The organism is Rhizobium sp. 10N414 (assembly GCF_056394785.1).
Genome location: NZ_JBFTIN010000002.1, coordinates 170,776 through 184,420 on the forward strand (window position 1 = coordinate 170,776; position 13,645 = coordinate 184,420).

Annotated in this window: 13 protein-coding genes; 7 read left to right on the forward strand and 6 right to left on the reverse strand. The window is 60.2% G+C overall.

Annotation, left to right across the window (positions count from 1 at the left end):
• Window positions 1-69: 69 nt before the first annotated feature.
• The 4 genes from AC1DE4_RS03995 to AC1DE4_RS04010 are packed head-to-tail and all read left to right on the forward strand — an operon-like array spanning window position 70 to window position 4,122.
• Window positions 70-1,245, forward strand: a complete 1,176-nt coding sequence (locus AC1DE4_RS03995) for an extracellular solute-binding protein (protein WP_018855524.1) — start codon at window positions 70-72, stop codon at window positions 1,243-1,245.
• 56 nt (window positions 1,246-1,301) lie between these two features.
• Window positions 1,302-2,402: an ABC transporter ATP-binding protein gene (locus AC1DE4_RS04000; RefSeq protein WP_169679936.1), complete on the forward strand. Its 1,101-nt coding sequence runs from the start codon at window positions 1,302-1,304 to the stop codon at window positions 2,400-2,402.
• Window positions 2,399-3,277 (forward strand): ABC transporter permease, encoded by an 879-nt coding sequence (locus tag AC1DE4_RS04005; protein ID WP_169679934.1) that lies wholly within the window; start codon window positions 2,399-2,401, stop codon window positions 3,275-3,277. The genes AC1DE4_RS04000 and AC1DE4_RS04005 overlap by 4 nt, the downstream gene beginning before the upstream one ends.
• Window positions 3,278-3,279: 2 nt before the next feature.
• Complete coding sequence (locus tag AC1DE4_RS04010) at window positions 3,280-4,122, forward strand: ABC transporter permease (protein WP_018855527.1); 843 nt, start codon at window positions 3,280-3,282, stop codon at window positions 4,120-4,122.
• 57 nt (window positions 4,123-4,179) lie between these two features.
• On the opposite strand, the gene AC1DE4_RS04015 is transcribed toward AC1DE4_RS04010, so the two are convergent.
• Complete coding sequence (locus tag AC1DE4_RS04015) at window positions 4,180-4,431, reverse strand: YMGG-like glycine zipper-containing protein (protein WP_169679932.1); 252 nt, start codon at window positions 4,429-4,431, stop codon at window positions 4,180-4,182.
• A gap of 218 nt (window positions 4,432-4,649) precedes the next feature.
• On the opposite strand from AC1DE4_RS04015, the gene pepT reads away from it, so the two are divergent.
• Window positions 4,650-5,882, forward strand: a complete 1,233-nt coding sequence (gene pepT / locus AC1DE4_RS04020; RefSeq protein ID WP_477880084.1) for a peptidase T — start codon at window positions 4,650-4,652, stop codon at window positions 5,880-5,882.
• A gap of 85 nt (window positions 5,883-5,967) precedes the next feature.
• Here the strand turns inward: pepT and AC1DE4_RS04025 are convergent, their stop codons facing one another.
• The 4 genes from AC1DE4_RS04025 to AC1DE4_RS04040 form a co-directional block, all read right to left on the reverse strand.
• Window positions 5,968-6,414 carry a helix-turn-helix domain-containing protein gene (locus tag AC1DE4_RS04025; protein WP_025658407.1) on the reverse strand — a complete coding sequence of 149 codons (447 nt, stop codon included), beginning with the start codon at window positions 6,412-6,414 and terminating at the stop codon, window positions 5,968-5,970.
• Between the two features lie 224 nt (window positions 6,415-6,638).
• On the reverse strand, window positions 6,639-6,917 hold the full coding sequence (locus tag AC1DE4_RS04030; RefSeq protein ID WP_169679929.1) for a hypothetical protein: 279 nt from the start codon (window positions 6,915-6,917) through the stop codon (window positions 6,639-6,641).
• Window positions 6,918-7,039: 122 nt separating this feature from the next.
• A complete protein-coding gene (locus tag AC1DE4_RS04035; RefSeq protein WP_169679928.1) occupies window positions 7,040-8,200 on the reverse strand; it encodes a fumarylacetoacetate hydrolase family protein in 1,161 nt (386 codons plus the stop codon).
• 232 nt (window positions 8,201-8,432) lie between these two features.
• Window positions 8,433-10,268: an IlvD/Edd family dehydratase gene (locus tag AC1DE4_RS04040; protein ID WP_026371556.1), complete on the reverse strand. Its 1,836-nt coding sequence runs from the start codon at window positions 10,266-10,268 to the stop codon at window positions 8,433-8,435.
• Between the two features lie 117 nt (window positions 10,269-10,385).
• Between AC1DE4_RS04040 and AC1DE4_RS04045 the strand changes: the two genes are divergently transcribed.
• Window positions 10,386-11,294, forward strand: coding sequence for a LysR family transcriptional regulator (locus tag AC1DE4_RS04045; RefSeq protein WP_477880087.1), 909 nt, complete (start codon window positions 10,386-10,388; stop codon window positions 11,292-11,294).
• A 9-nt stretch (window positions 11,295-11,303) separates the two neighbouring features.
• Here the strand turns inward: AC1DE4_RS04045 and AC1DE4_RS04050 are convergent, their stop codons facing one another.
• Entirely contained in the window at window positions 11,304-12,212 is a 909-nt protein-coding gene (locus tag AC1DE4_RS04050; RefSeq protein WP_018855535.1) for a helix-turn-helix domain-containing protein, read from the reverse strand.
• Between the two features lie 86 nt (window positions 12,213-12,298).
• Between AC1DE4_RS04050 and AC1DE4_RS04055 the strand changes: the two genes are divergently transcribed.
• Window positions 12,299-13,576 (forward strand): ABC transporter substrate-binding protein, encoded by a 1,278-nt coding sequence (locus AC1DE4_RS04055; RefSeq protein ID WP_018855536.1) that lies wholly within the window; start codon window positions 12,299-12,301, stop codon window positions 13,574-13,576.
• Window positions 13,577-13,645 lie beyond the last annotated feature (69 nt).

Here is a 13,645-nt window from a genome sequence, read left to right on the forward strand (position 1 = left end):
CAACGATCGGTTCGGGGACGCGCAGCACCACGTTTTGCGGTGCCCGGCAACAAGAGGAGGAGAAACAATATGAAAGTCACCCGCAGAACATTTGTCGGCACCGCCGCAGGCGCCGCCGTCGCGAGCATGCTGCCGTTGAAGGTCTTTGCACAGGCCAAGAAACCGGCAAGTCCAGTCACCATCACGATCGCGGATGTCGCCGGCAACCTCGCGCTCACGCAGGGCATGTTCGAGGCCTATGCCGCGGAGAAGCCGGAATGGGTCTCGAGCTTCGCCTTCACAAAGGCACCGGCGCCGGAACTCCCTGGCAAGATCAAGGCGCAACAGGCAGCCGGCAAGGTCGATATCGATCTCGTCCTGACAGGCACGGATGCACTTTCGGCCGGCCTCGACCAGGGACTTTGGATCGATCTCGGAGCGCACAAGTCCGAGCTTCCCAACCTCGAGCAAATCCTGCAGCCGCAGGCCTTCAAGATGCAGGCCCTTGCCAAGGATCAGGGCGTCGTCGTCACCTATTACCCGTCCGGTCCCCTCATCGAATATATGCCTGACAAGGTGCCCACGCCGCCAAAGTCGGCGCAGGAGTTGCTTGACTGGGCGAAGGCCAACAAGAACCGCTTCATCTACGCTCGCCCTGCCAATTCCGGCCCCGGCCGCACCTTCCTCATGGGCTTGCCCTATCTGCTCGGCGACAGCGACCCGCGTGACCCTGCCAAGGGCTGGTCAAAGACGTGGGACTATCTCGCAGCACTCGGCGAACACATCGAATACTATCCGACCGGCACTGGCCAGGTGATGAAGGAGCTTGGCGAGGGAACCCGCGACATCGTCGTCTCGACGACCGGGTGGGACATTAATCCGCGCGCGCTCGGTATCGTTCCGGCTGAAGCGAAGGTGCAGAAGCTCGATGGCTTCCACTGGGTCACCGACGCCCACTACGCAGTGATCCCGAAGGGCGTGTCCGACGAGAAGATCGGCGTGCTGATCGACGTCCTCAACTACGTCCTGCAGCCCAAGCAGCAGGCAATCGCCTACGACGCCGGCTACTTCTATCCGGGTCCGGCCGTCAAGGACGTCACAATTGACATGGCGCCGCAGGAAAGCCAGGACACCCTCAAGGAATTCGGTCGACCGGAATATGCCGACTGGATCGCCAACAATCCCCTGGAGGTTCCGCTGGAGCCGAAGCAGTTGGTCGAAGCCTTCCGCATCTGGGACGAGAAGATCGGCGCCAAGAAGGGCTGATCGAACAGCATCAGCCGGCCGGGATTTCGTCCCAGGCCGGCCACCTCATTCTGCAGATGGAGATTGGTTTGACCTCGGTATCGAATGCCGCAGCATCGACGCGCAAGAACGCGCGCCTGGAACTCGACGGAATGCGTCGCGCCTTCGGGGCGTTCAACGCCTTGAATGGCATCGATCTTGCGATCGAGCCCGGCGAGTTCGTGGCGCTGCTTGGTCCATCCGGCTGCGGCAAGTCGACCGCGCTGAACTGCATTGCCGGCTTGCTTGCACTGACGGGTGGCGAAATCCGCCTTGGTGGCACGCGCATCGACCAGCTCGAACCGGAGCGCCGCGGCTTTGGGATGGTTTTCCAGAGCTACGCCCTGTTTCCACACATGACTGTCCGAAAGAACGTCGGCTTCGGGCTTGCCATGCAGGGCATAAAGGGTCCCGAGGCCGACCAGCGCGTTCGCGATGCCTTGGCCCTGGTTCGCCTCGAAAGCCAAGCCGACAAATTGCCGGGCCAGCTCTCTGGCGGGCAGCAGCAGCGCGTCGCAATCGCGCGCGCCATTGTCATTCGCCCGCCAATCGTCCTGATGGACGAGCCGCTATCCAATCTTGATGCAAAGCTCCGGCTTGAAATGCGCGCCGAAATTCGCGGTATCCACGACCAGATCGGGTCCACCACCATCTATGTCACGCATGACCAGGACGAGGCGCTGTCGCTTGCCGACCGCATCGTGGTCATGAGCCAGGGTCATATCGAGCAGATCGGTTCGCCCCAGGATCTTTACCAGCGGCCTGTCAACGTTGATGTCGCCGACTTCATGGGCTTCAGAACCCGTGTCCCCGGCCGCATTACGCGCGTGTCCGGCGATGAGGCTGAGATCGAGGTCGCCGGCGCTCGCCTCGTCGGCACGATGCGTTCGCCCCTCAAGGCAGGTGATGCAGCCATCCTGTCCGTCCGCCCGGAGGATCTTGTCGCGTCCAGCGGCGAGGGGATCGCCGCCACCGTCAGCAGCATGGAGTATCGCGGACGCGCATTTTTCGGCATGGCGCGGGCAGGCGACGGTTCGGAACTCTATTTCCGGGCGGACGAGCCGCTGGGCCGCGGCGCATCGACGAGGCTGCAGCCGGTTGCCGGTCGGGCCCTGGTCTTTTCGGGGGCGGCGGGATGAACCAGCCCTCGCTGCAAACTCGACTTGCCGCTCGTGGGCTTGACGGCACGACGCTGCTGCTTCTGCCAGGCCTGATCTTCATGATCGCGCTGTTCGTCTACCCCTTCCTCTATGGCCTGGCCGATTCACTCATGCCGAAAGAGGGCGCCTGGTATGCCAACTACACAAAATTCTTCAGCGATCCGTTCCAGTACCAAACGATCGCTGCGACCATGTGGCTGGCCCTGCCGGTAACCATAATCAACCTCGCATTCGCGGTGCCGGTTGCCCTGCGCGTGCGTCTGATGCGCCGACAGCGCCTGCTGACGACCATTCTCGTCTTGCCAATCACCCTTGGCACGGTCTTCGTGGCCGACGGACTGCTGACCTTTCTCGGACCGCGTGGCTGGTTCAATCATACGCTCCTGCTGCTCGGCATCCTCGACAGCCCCGTGAAGCTGACGAACAATTACTGGGGCGTCTTTGCCTCGCTACTGATCACCGGCTTTCCGTTTGCCTTCCTGCTCACGCTGTCCTACGTCACCGGTATCGATCCCGCGATTGAACAGGCAGCCGCAACATTGGGCGCAGGGCCACGGCAGCGCTTCTTCCGCGTCTTCCTGCCGCTTCTGGTTCCGGGCCTAGCCGTCACCTTTTGCCTTGCCTTCGTCCAGGCCTTCGCTGTCTTTCCCTCCGCCGTGCTTCTGGGTGCGCCGGCAGGGCCGACGCGTGTCATCTCCATTGCCGCCTATCAGGCCGCCTTCGAGCAATATGATCATTCGCTCGGTTCGGCGATCGCGCTCATCATGGGTGCCGTGGAGCTCGCTGTCGTGCTGACGGTTCTCGCCATACGCTCACTCTTCTACCGCGGCCCCGCCGGCGGCACGAAAGGCTAATCATGATCCGAGATCAGGGCCTCACCTCGAAGATCTGGCGTTTCGCCATTTGGGCGCTTGCCATCCTTTTTGTGCTAAACCTGCTTGCCGTCATCGCAGCCGTCATTGTCAATTCGTTTGCGACGCGCTGGCTTGGCACATGGCTACCGGCCGGCTGGACGACACGCTGGTACTTCAGTGCCTGGAAGGAATTTCAGCTTTCCAGTGTCGTTCTCGTCACCTTCGAGATCGTTTTCACCGTCGTCATCATTTCTGGAATTCTGGGCGTCACGACCGCCTATGCGCTTGCGAGGCGCAACTTTCCCGGAAAGGGCCTTGTCGTCCTGCTATTCCTGTTGCCGTTGCTGATCCCGCCGCTGACCTACGGTATTCCGCTTGCAACCGTCCTCTATCGGCTCGGCCTCGGCGGCACATTCTGGGGTGTCGTGCTGATCAACATCGTGCCTTCGCTGCCCTTTGTGGTCCTGGTGATGATCCCCTTCATCGAGCAGATAGACCCGCGTATCGAAGCGGCAGCCCGCGTGTTCGGTGCAGGAACGACGAGCCTCTTTCTGCGGATCTTGCTACCGCTGCTCCTGCCGGGAATGCTGGCCGCCTTGCTTTTGGTTCTGGTTCGAACCATCGCGATGTTCGAACTCACCTTCCTGATTGCCGGCCCCACGACCCAAACACTCGTCGTCTCCCTCTACTACGCCGTCTTCGCGTCAGGCGTCCGGGCAGGCCAGTCCATCGATGCGATGGCGGTGGTCTACATGGTCACGACACTGTTCTGGCTGGTCCTCGCGCTGCAGTTCGTCAACCCGACGCAGATCGTCGCGCGGGCAAAACAACAAAGTGCCCACTAGCGGGGTCATGATGGAAATGACCGCCTCTTGAGGAGGAGGCGGTCATCGGGCATGCGCCTAGCAGCGCGCCTCATACCTGCGGCCATACCGGTCACGATAGACACAGTAGCCGCGATGTTCGGTAGAGCGTCCAATCAGGGCACCCGCCACGCCGCCGGCCACGGCACCAATGGCCGCACCTTCCCAGCTATTGCTGACTGCACCGCCGATGATGGCTCCCGAACCGGCGCCGATCGCCGTTCCCTTCTCGGTCGCGGTGCACGAGGCCAACGCGCCCATAAATGCACCAATCAGGATAATTTTTCTCATCTTCCACTCCAACCATAATTGATTTTTGCGTTACGGCTTAGGAACTAAGTCGGACGTCTCAAGGTTCCATCGGACTTAGGTCTGACACTGGCATTCGCTGGACGGCAGGACCCCCGGTTTCGCCAACGTGCGGTCGAACATGGGCGTCGAAGACCACTATTCAAGACCTCTCCTGGAAGGCTATACCCGTGCGTCGCCAAACACAAACCGGAGCCGCCATGACCGACACTGTCCTCGATCGTTTCCTCCGCTACGTCGTTATTGACACTCAATCGGATGCGGGATCACCAACACAGCCGTCGACAGCCAAGCAGAAGGACCTGGGTCGATTGCTCGTGGACGAGTTGCTGGGGATTGGCGTGTCCGATGCTCACCTCGACGAGCATGGCTATGTCTATGCGACCATTCCATCGAATACCGACAAGACAGTCCCGGTCATTTGCTTCTGCTCGCACATGGACACGGCACCAGATTTCACGGGAACGAATGTGAGGCCAAAAGTCCTGCACAACTATGGCGGTGGCGATATCAAGCTCTCCGGCGACCAGAAGCAGGTCATTCGCGTTACTGAGAATCCGGCGCTCAATGACCAGATCGGCAACGATATCGTTACAACCGACGGGACGACGCTGCTCGGTGCCGACGACAAGGCCGGCATCGCCGAAATCATGACGGCGGCGCAAATCCTGATGGACAATCCCGACATCAGGCACGGAACGATCAAGCTGCTTTTCACGCCCGATGAGGAGATCGGTCGCGGCGTTGACAAGGTCGACCTGACCAAGCTTGGTGCGCAGTTTGCCTATACGATGGATGGGGAGACAGCCGGACACATAGAAGACGAAACGTTCTCGGCCGACGGTGTGGAAATTGCCATCGAAGGCGTCGCCATCCATCCAGGCTTTGCCAAGGGAAGGATGGAGAACGCCATCAAGATCGCCGGTGCGATCATAGATCGGTTGCCCAGGAATATCGCACCGGAAACGACCGACGGACGGGAAGGCTTCATCCATCCGACCGGTCTGAGCGGATCGATGGAAAAGGCGGCTATCAGCCTCATTGTCCGGGACTTCGAAGAAAGCGGCCTCGCCGACAAGGAGAAGCGTCTGGAAGCGATCGTGCGGGAGGTGATGGAGGACTATCCCGGCTCGTCTTACACGTTCGCCGTCAAGCAGCAGTATCGCAACATGAAGGTGGTTCTCGATCGCCACCCGCAGATCGTCGAAAACGCCATCGAAGCGATCCGCCGTGCCGGAATGTCGCCGGTCCGCGGCAGTATTCGAGGCGGAACGGACGGTTCGCGTCTCTCCTTCATGGGGCTGCCATGTCCGAACATATTTGCAGGCGGACACGCCTTCCACTCACCACGCGAATGGATCAGCAGGCAGGACATGGAAAGGGCCGTCGCCACTCTGGTTGAGCTTGCAAGGGTTTGGGAAGAGCGAGCATAAGTTGCCCGACCGCCCGAACAACGCACGGGATGACAGGCGGAATTGCATCTTGCCGGCCGGCCCTACATCACATGAGCCTGATTGCTCAGGCGAAGGTTTCGCCGTGTTTTCCTCGCTCACCTGATACGTCACGCCCTTCCTGCGCCTGCGCCATGGCCTTGACCAAGGCGACGATTTTTTCGCGCAGCTGCGTATCGGTGATCTTCAGGAACGCGCGGTTAAGTGCGAGCCCCTCCTTCGAATGCAGGAATTCGGCGACGGGGTCAGCCGCGACATTCGTCTCAACCAGGCTCACCGGCTCGGATTCGTTCTGTTGGAAGAAGAAACTCGGCGACGTACTCAGGACCTCGGCAATCCGTTGCAGCCGGCTGGCACCGATCCGGTTCAGACCCTTCTCGTATTTCTGCACCTGCTGGAACGTAACACCGATCTGGTCGGCAAGCCTTTCCTGACTGAGACCTAGGAGTTGCCTGCGCATCCTCACGCGAGAACCGACATAGGTATCGATGGCATTTGGTGTCTTTGCATTCATCATACGCGTTTCCATGACCGGGCCGGCGTGGCGATCATCGCTCGATCTCCGGTATAGCACTCCCATAAATGTGTATTAGGCATGGGCCAAATTCAATTGGTAGTTCTTCCTACTTGGGTAATATCATCTGACAAGAATGTGACTCCAGCCCGAACATGCGGCCAGGGCTCGCTCACAAGTATCGCCAGGCTACGGCCTTCGCTGAGGCCCCGTGTCAACATTGCTCACCGGTGGAAGCGAATTGGCCGGAACTCCCTGTGGACGATCTTCAAAGACCTGTCGGGCTGTATCATGTAGGTTTCATCGACCTGTTGACCCCACTGATCTATGAAGTTGTGGGGGAACGTCGATCCGGGCGGGGATTTCGTCAGCTTGGTGCGTGGCTGACCGCCATAGGTGACACTGCCGGGGATCGGCTCGAGGCCGGGCGATGAAAAATCCTTTGCAGCCGTGCATGCAGCAAGAAGCAATGCTCCAACCAGTACAAGAGCTCTCTTCTTCATGGCATCCTCAACGCTTCGACCCTGTTTTAGAAGCATATATGTGATCAGTTCCGCCGGAACAGGTAGCCCGCCCGTCCGGCGCAAGATTTCAGCGGCGCCTGCCCGCACCGCGTCTTCAAAACCTACAGCAGATCGCGCCTTGCAAGGCTTGCCATCAGGGCCGTAATCCCGAATCGCCAGGGCGGGCACTCGGTCGAAAGCCTCACCGTGTTGACGAGCGAGCCGAGACCCGCCGAAGAGATTTCGACGACGTCGCCAACCTTGTGGGTGAAGCCCTGATTCGGCGCATCGCGATCCTGCGTTGGGGCAAACAGCGTTCCCAGAAACAGCATGAAGCCGTCCGGATACTGATGATGGGCGCCGCAGGTCTGCTTGACGAGGTCAGTCGGGTCGCGGCTGATCTTCGACATCGAGCTCTTGCCGTGCAGGACGAAACCGTCTGTCCCGGTAACCTTGAGGTCGAGCTCTGCGCTGCGCACGTCATCGAGGCCAAAGGTCTCGTCGAACAGTCGGATGAACGGGCCGATCGAGCAGGAAGCATTGTTATCCTTCGCCTTGCCGAGCAGGAGCGCCGAGCGGCCCTCGACGTCGCGCAGATTGACGTCGTTGCCAAGCGTTGCACCCTTGATGTCCCCGCGACTATTCACGGCAAGCACGATCTCGGGTTCGGGATTGTTCCAGGTCGAGATCGGATGCAGACCAACATCGGCCCCCCAGCCGACAGAAGAAAGCACCGGCGACTTCGTGAACACCTCGGCGTCGGGCCCGATGCCGACCTCGAGATATTGTGACCACATGCCTTCCTCGATCAACGCCTGCTTGACCTTGGCAGCTTCCGGCGACCCGGCCTTCAGGTTGTTGAGGCTACCGCCGATGAGCGTGCTGACGCGCTCCCGGATGGCTGCTGCACGATCCGGGTTTCCGGCGGCCTTCTCCTCGATGACCCGCTCGATCATCGACTGGGCAAACGTCACGCCGCAGGCCTTGATAGCCTGAAGGTCAGCCGGAGCAAGCAGATGGACGCGCGACAGGTCGGGCGTGCCGATGCCCGAGGCAGCGATCTCCTCCAGCGTGCCGAGCACGGGGCCTTGTGCACTACGGGCAACTGCTGCGGCGTCGGCCTGCTCCAGAAGTGCGCTCAGCGTCGGCACGGCCTTGGAGGTGATATCGACCACTTGGCCATCCCGAACCGCCACGACGCTCGGCCCTTGGACACCAGGGTTCCAGGCACGACCTACAAACAAGCCACCGGCGGCAGCAGAGTCCAGAAGAGTATAAGACATCGTCATGTTCCGTCACGCGAGCGATGGACGCGCTCAAAATGAAAAACGAACCGGCCGCCCTCCAACCCAGCGGCCGCGAAAACCGATCACAATCGGTGCCTGACGACAAGGTCAAAACCAAGGATTCTCGACCGGAAACGCAAATGGACGCGATGCCGGAGACAGCGTCGCGCCCATTGTACTCGATCGGACTGTCTTCGGCGCCACGCGCTCTCGCCCGCGCGCCAACGACTTAGTGGTTGTCGCGCGGAATGCCCTTCGTCTGAGCGATACGCTGATACTTGACGGCAGGCTCGAGCACGGCACCGGTTTCCATCTGACCAACGCAGGCACGCTGCATTTCCTGCCAGGGCGTCTGGCTCTCCGGATAGACGTAACCCCCGGCCGCCTCGAGCGCCTTGCGGCGTTCGGCGAGCTCCTCGTCGCTGATGAGGATGTTGGCGCTCCCCTTCTTGAGATCGATACGAACCTGGTCGCCGGTCTTGAGGAGCGCAAGCCCACCGCCTGCTGCCGCTTCTGGCGAAGCGTTGAGGATAGAGGGCGATCCGGACGTCCCGGACTGGCGACCATCGCCGATGCAGGGCAGGGAACTGATCCCCTGCTTCAGGAGGTAGTCCGGAGCGCGCATGTTGACGACTTCGGCCGCACCCGGATAGCCGATCGGGCCGGCGCCGCGCATGAAGAGGACCGTCGAAGCGTCGATTGCCAGTGACGGATCGTCGATGCGGTGATGGTAATCTTCCGGTCCGTCAAAGACGACAGCGCGGCCAACAAAGGCTTCCGGATCATTCGGGTTGGAGAGATAACGCTGACGGAACTCGGGCGAGATCACGCTCGTCTTCATGATTGCCGACGAGAAGAGGTTGCCGCGCAGGACGCGGAAGCCGGCGCGCTCCTTAAGCGGACGCTCGAACGGGCGAATCACCTTGTCGTCTTCGATCGTCGCCGTGGTGTAATTCTCGCCAACAGTCTTGCCGTTGACGGTCATTGCGCCGGTGTTGAGGAGGTTATGCTTGATCAGTTCGCCCATAACAGCGGGAACGCCACCGGCGTGATAGTAGTCCTCGCCGAGGTATTCGCCAGCCGGCTGCAGGTTGACGAGCAGCGGGATTTCCTCGCCGTAGGTCTGCCAATCGTCGACCGTGAGCTCGACGCCGATGTGGCGGGCAAGTGCGTTGAGATGGATCGGAGCATTGGTGGAGCCGCCGATCGCGGAGTTGACCTTGATCGCGTTGATGAAGGCTTCCTTGGTCAGGATGTCGGAAGGCTTCAGATCTTCCCGAACCATTTCAACGATTCGCAGGCCGGTTTCATAGGAAACTTCCTGACGGTCACGATAGGGGGCCGGAATGGCGGCGCCGCCCGGCAACTGCATGCCGAGTGCTTCGGCAAGCGAGTTCATCGTGGTTGCCGTGCCCATCGTGTTGCAATATCCGGTCGAGGGCGCGGAGGATGCGACGAGCTTGACGAAGCCCTGATAGTCGATTTCGCCACGCGCCATCATTTCGCGTGCCTTCCAGACAATCGTACCCGAGCCCGTGCGTTCGCCGCGGAACCAGCCGTTCAACATCGGGCCGACCGACAGCGCGATCGCCGGAATGTTGACGGTTGCCGCGGCCATCAGACAGGCCGGCGTCGTCTTATCGCAGCCGATGGTCAGAACGACGCCGTCAAGCGGGTAGCCGTAGAGAACCTCGACGAGACCGAGATAGGAAAGGTTGCGGTCGAGGCCCGCCGTCGGGCGCTTACCGGTTTCCTGGATCGGGTGGACCGGGAACTCGATGGCGATACCGCCAGCGTCACGGATGCCTTCGCGAACGCGCTTGGCGAGTTCGATGTGGTGACGATTGCACGGCGACAGGTCAGAGCCCGTCTGCGCGATACCGATGATCGGGCGACCCGACTGCAGCTCTTCCTGGCTGAGACCGAAGTTCATGTAGCGCTCGAGGTAGAGCGCGGTCATGTCAGGGTTTGCGAGATTGTCGAACCAGGCCTTCGAGCGAAGCTGGCGCGATCCGTCCTGCTCTTGAACTGCGTTCTGATTCGGGGAAGGTGTCTTCTCAACCACGATGAATTTCCTTGCTTTGACGCCGTTGTTGTCATGCACTTAGCTGATCGATACAGGAATGTATAATCAGTCTTTCGCATTTTGATATGCAAATTCCTTATATCAAGTGAGGCAAGCATGGGATTGGATGGTTTCAGGCTACGCCACCTGAAGATGCTCGTGGCGCTCAGCGAGCACGGAAAGCTCGGTGTCGTTGCAGAAATGTTCGGCGTTTCGCAGCCGGCACTGTCGAGGACATTGAACGAGCTGGAGCAAATGTCCGGACACCAGCTCTTCGAGAGACACAACCGTGGACTTATCCCCACCCCTCAAGGAGAGGTAATCGTTCGCCACGCCAAGATGTTGATCTCCGAGGCGCAGCGCGCCGAATACGAAATGGTGGTCGCCGCAGCCGGGCAGGGCGGCAGCGTCGCGTTCGGAACGATCATGACGCCAGCCGCCGACTATGTCGCCCCCGCGCTCAACCGTATCTTCCAGACCCATCCGACAATCGACATCAGCATCGCTGTAGGAAGCAGCGACGTGCTGCTCGAGGACGTGCTGAGCAGGAGGCTCGACTTTGCCGTTTGCCGAATTCCGAGCGGCATGAACCCACTCTGGTTTGATTATCTGCCTGTTGGCCAGGAGACGCTGCGCGTCATCGTGGCGGTGGATCATCCGCTCTCGGCAAAACCTGTCGTCACCGAGGACGACCTCCGGCACCAGAGCTGGGTGCTGCAGCCGCATGGCTCGTTTCTCAGGCAGGTCATTGATGATTTCATCCGGCGCCATGGCATCGTACCGGCCAGCGTCGTTTCGACTTCCGATGCGCTCCTGACCATGCTGTTGATCCTGCAGAGCCAGCGGCTCGGCATCTTCGCCGAGCCTGTTGCCGCCCTCCTCGAGAGGCATGGTCTCGTCAAGGCGCTGCAGATCGAGGGAGACATCTCCGTTCCGGGTTTCGGCCTCATCAAGCTCAAGGAACGTGAACTGTCGGCCTCCGCCGAGCTTGTCTACAATGTGTTTGCCACGACACGAAATCTGTGAGGCCATGGACTAGGGCGCATACTGCGTGACCATGCGCGCATCGCGACGAAAATCGGAAGGCGACATCCCGGCGATATGGCGGAACGACTTGTTGAAGGCGCTGATCGACCCGAAGCCACTGTCCATCGCGACCTGCAAGACATTCGCCTCATCGTTCATCAGCATTGCCTGCGCCCGTGACAGACGCAGCAGATTGACATATTTGCTGAGCGTCATGCCTGTGGTCTTCTTGAACAGGTTCATCGCATATTTCGGATGAAGATCGGCGGCGCGAGCGATATCGACCGAATCGATTTCCTGCAGGAAGTTGACAGCGATGAAGTCGCACATACGCGCCACGCTTCGCGACGATTGCGGGTAGCATTGCTCGATATCGTCGGCATCCGTCGGCCCGAGGGTCGGGATCATGGAATAGGGTTCGAGTGCGATTCGCTCCACCCGCAACAGCATCTCGTCGACGGCGTGCTGAGCCTTGGCGGGATCGCCGGATTTGGTATAGCGCACCCAGCGCGGAAAGTTCTCGAGGTCGGCCGCATCAGTTGCCGAGGTGAACAGGATCTCACCCTTCATCAGTCGGCTGGAGATGTTGATCGGCAGGCGCATACGGAAGAAATAGACCAGTGGCAGGTGGCCGCCGGCATAGATTGCGTCCTCGGAACAATCGTCCATCTGGTGCGGTTGCCCACCCCAAAACAGGCACATATCGCCCGCCTTCATCGAGATTTTCTGGCCGTTCATGCGGTAGTGCACGCTACCCTGCATGATATAATTCACTTCGACCTGCACATGCCAATGAGGCATGAGCATCACTGGTGGATGGTTGTGAAACATCTGAAGGGCCGTCGGCAAACCCTCGATGCTGCTCGCTCCCGGCTGATAGACTGCCCGCCTTACGATCTTACTTTCCGCCAAGTCCATGTTCCCTTTTTAGGAGACAGCGGCTCCCTTGTAGATAGTCTAGCCGCGTTCGCTAAGGGACGGCAATTGAAAAGGGAGGATTTTCAATGCGCTTCAAACTCATCGGTGCGACCGCTGCAGTCGCACTTCTTGCTTCCGGTTCTGCCTTTGCACAGCAGTCGGGCAATCTGACCATCTGGAGCTGGAACATCGCCGCGTCGGCGCTGAAGTCCACGCTCGAAGGCTTCAACAAGCAGCATCCTGACATCAAGGTCACGGTCGAGGATCTCGGCAACCAGCAGGTCTTCGACAAGATGCTGGCCGCCTGCGCCGCCGGTGGCGAAGGACTGCCCGACATCGTCAGCGTGGAAAACTTCGAGGCAGAAATCTTCTGGAGCCGCTTCCCAGACTGCTTCGCCAATCTGAAAGAGTTGGGCTACACTCCCGAAATCCAGGCGAAATTCCCGGATTTCAAGCGCACGGAGCTTGAAGTCGGTGATGTCGCTTACGCCATGCCGTGGGATTCCGGTCCGGTCGCCGTCTTCTATCGCCGTGATTTCTATGAAAAGGCCGGCGTTGATCCGTCGACGATCAAGTCCTGGGACGATTTCATTGCGGCTGGCAAGAAGATCTCCGCGGCCAATCCGGGCGTCGTCATGGCGCAAGCCGACTTCAACGGCGACAGCGAATGGTTCCGCATGATTTCCAACGAGCAGGGCTGCGGCTATTTCTCGACGGACGGCCAGACGATTACCATCAATCAGCCCGCCTGCGTTGCGACACTCGAAAAAGTCAAGCAGATGAAGGACGCCGGAACGCTGACGGCAGCCATCTGGGACGAGAAGATCCAGGCCAATACCGCTGGCAAGGTGGCAAGCCAGATGTATGGCGGCTGGTATGAAGGCACCATTCGCTCCGGCTCGCCCGACCTTTCCGGCAAGTGGGGCGTCTACATGATGCCAAGCCTGACGCCCGATGGCCCGCATGCTGCGAATCTCGGCGGCTCGTCGCTTGCGATCGCTGCCAATTCCCAGAACAAGGAAGCAGCCTGGACCTACATCAACTACGCACTTGGCACCAATGAGGGCCAGGTGACGATGCTGAAATCCTTCGGCCTCGTCCCGTCGCTGTTGACCGCAGTCCAGGATCCGTTCGTCAACGAACCACAGGCCTACTGGCACGACCAGAAGGTATGGGCCGATATCCTTTCGACCCTGCCGAAGATCGTTCCGAGCCGCGGGACGCCGTTCCAGACGGATGCGGACTCGATCTACAGGGCAGCCCAGACCAAGTACTTCGCCGGCGGCTATCCTGATGCGAAGGCCGCGCTTGACGACGCCGCAAAACAGATCGCGACGGCGACCGGTCTTCCCCTTGCGAAATGAGTAACGGTGCCGGGCGTCGCTTGGCGCCCGGCCTCCATCCTCAGGGATGGCTCGTCTCGTCTGTGAGGA

What these genes read in the sequence shown, in the direction of transcription:
- AC1DE4_RS03995 (WP_018855524.1), top strand. Translation starts at nt 70, where the DNA reads ATGAAAGTCACCCGCAGAACATTTGTCGGCACCGCCGCAGGCGCCGCC.
- AC1DE4_RS04000 (WP_169679936.1), top strand. Translation starts at nt 1,302, where the DNA reads ATGGAGATTGGTTTGACCTCGGTATCGAATGCCGCAGCATCGACGCGC.
- AC1DE4_RS04005 (WP_169679934.1), top strand. Translation starts at nt 2,399, where the DNA reads ATGAACCAGCCCTCGCTGCAAACTCGACTTGCCGCTCGTGGGCTTGAC.
- AC1DE4_RS04010 (WP_018855527.1), top strand. Translation starts at nt 3,280, where the DNA reads ATGATCCGAGATCAGGGCCTCACCTCGAAGATCTGGCGTTTCGCCATT.
- AC1DE4_RS04015 (WP_169679932.1), bottom strand. Translation starts at nt 4,431, where the DNA reads ATGAGAAAAATTATCCTGATTGGTGCATTTATGGGCGCGTTGGCCTCG.
- pepT (WP_477880084.1), top strand. Translation starts at nt 4,650, where the DNA reads ATGACCGACACTGTCCTCGATCGTTTCCTCCGCTACGTCGTTATTGAC.
- AC1DE4_RS04025 (WP_025658407.1), bottom strand. Translation starts at nt 6,414, where the DNA reads ATGAATGCAAAGACACCAAATGCCATCGATACCTATGTCGGTTCTCGC.
- AC1DE4_RS04030 (WP_169679929.1), bottom strand. Translation starts at nt 6,917, where the DNA reads ATGAAGAAGAGAGCTCTTGTACTGGTTGGAGCATTGCTTCTTGCTGCA.
- AC1DE4_RS04035 (WP_169679928.1), bottom strand. Translation starts at nt 8,200, where the DNA reads ATGTCTTATACTCTTCTGGACTCTGCTGCCGCCGGTGGCTTGTTTGTA.
- AC1DE4_RS04045 (WP_477880087.1), top strand. Translation starts at nt 10,386, where the DNA reads ATGGGATTGGATGGTTTCAGGCTACGCCACCTGAAGATGCTCGTGGCG.
- AC1DE4_RS04050 (WP_018855535.1), bottom strand. Translation starts at nt 12,212, where the DNA reads ATGGACTTGGCGGAAAGTAAGATCGTAAGGCGGGCAGTCTATCAGCCG.
- AC1DE4_RS04055 (WP_018855536.1), top strand. Translation starts at nt 12,299, where the DNA reads ATGCGCTTCAAACTCATCGGTGCGACCGCTGCAGTCGCACTTCTTGCT.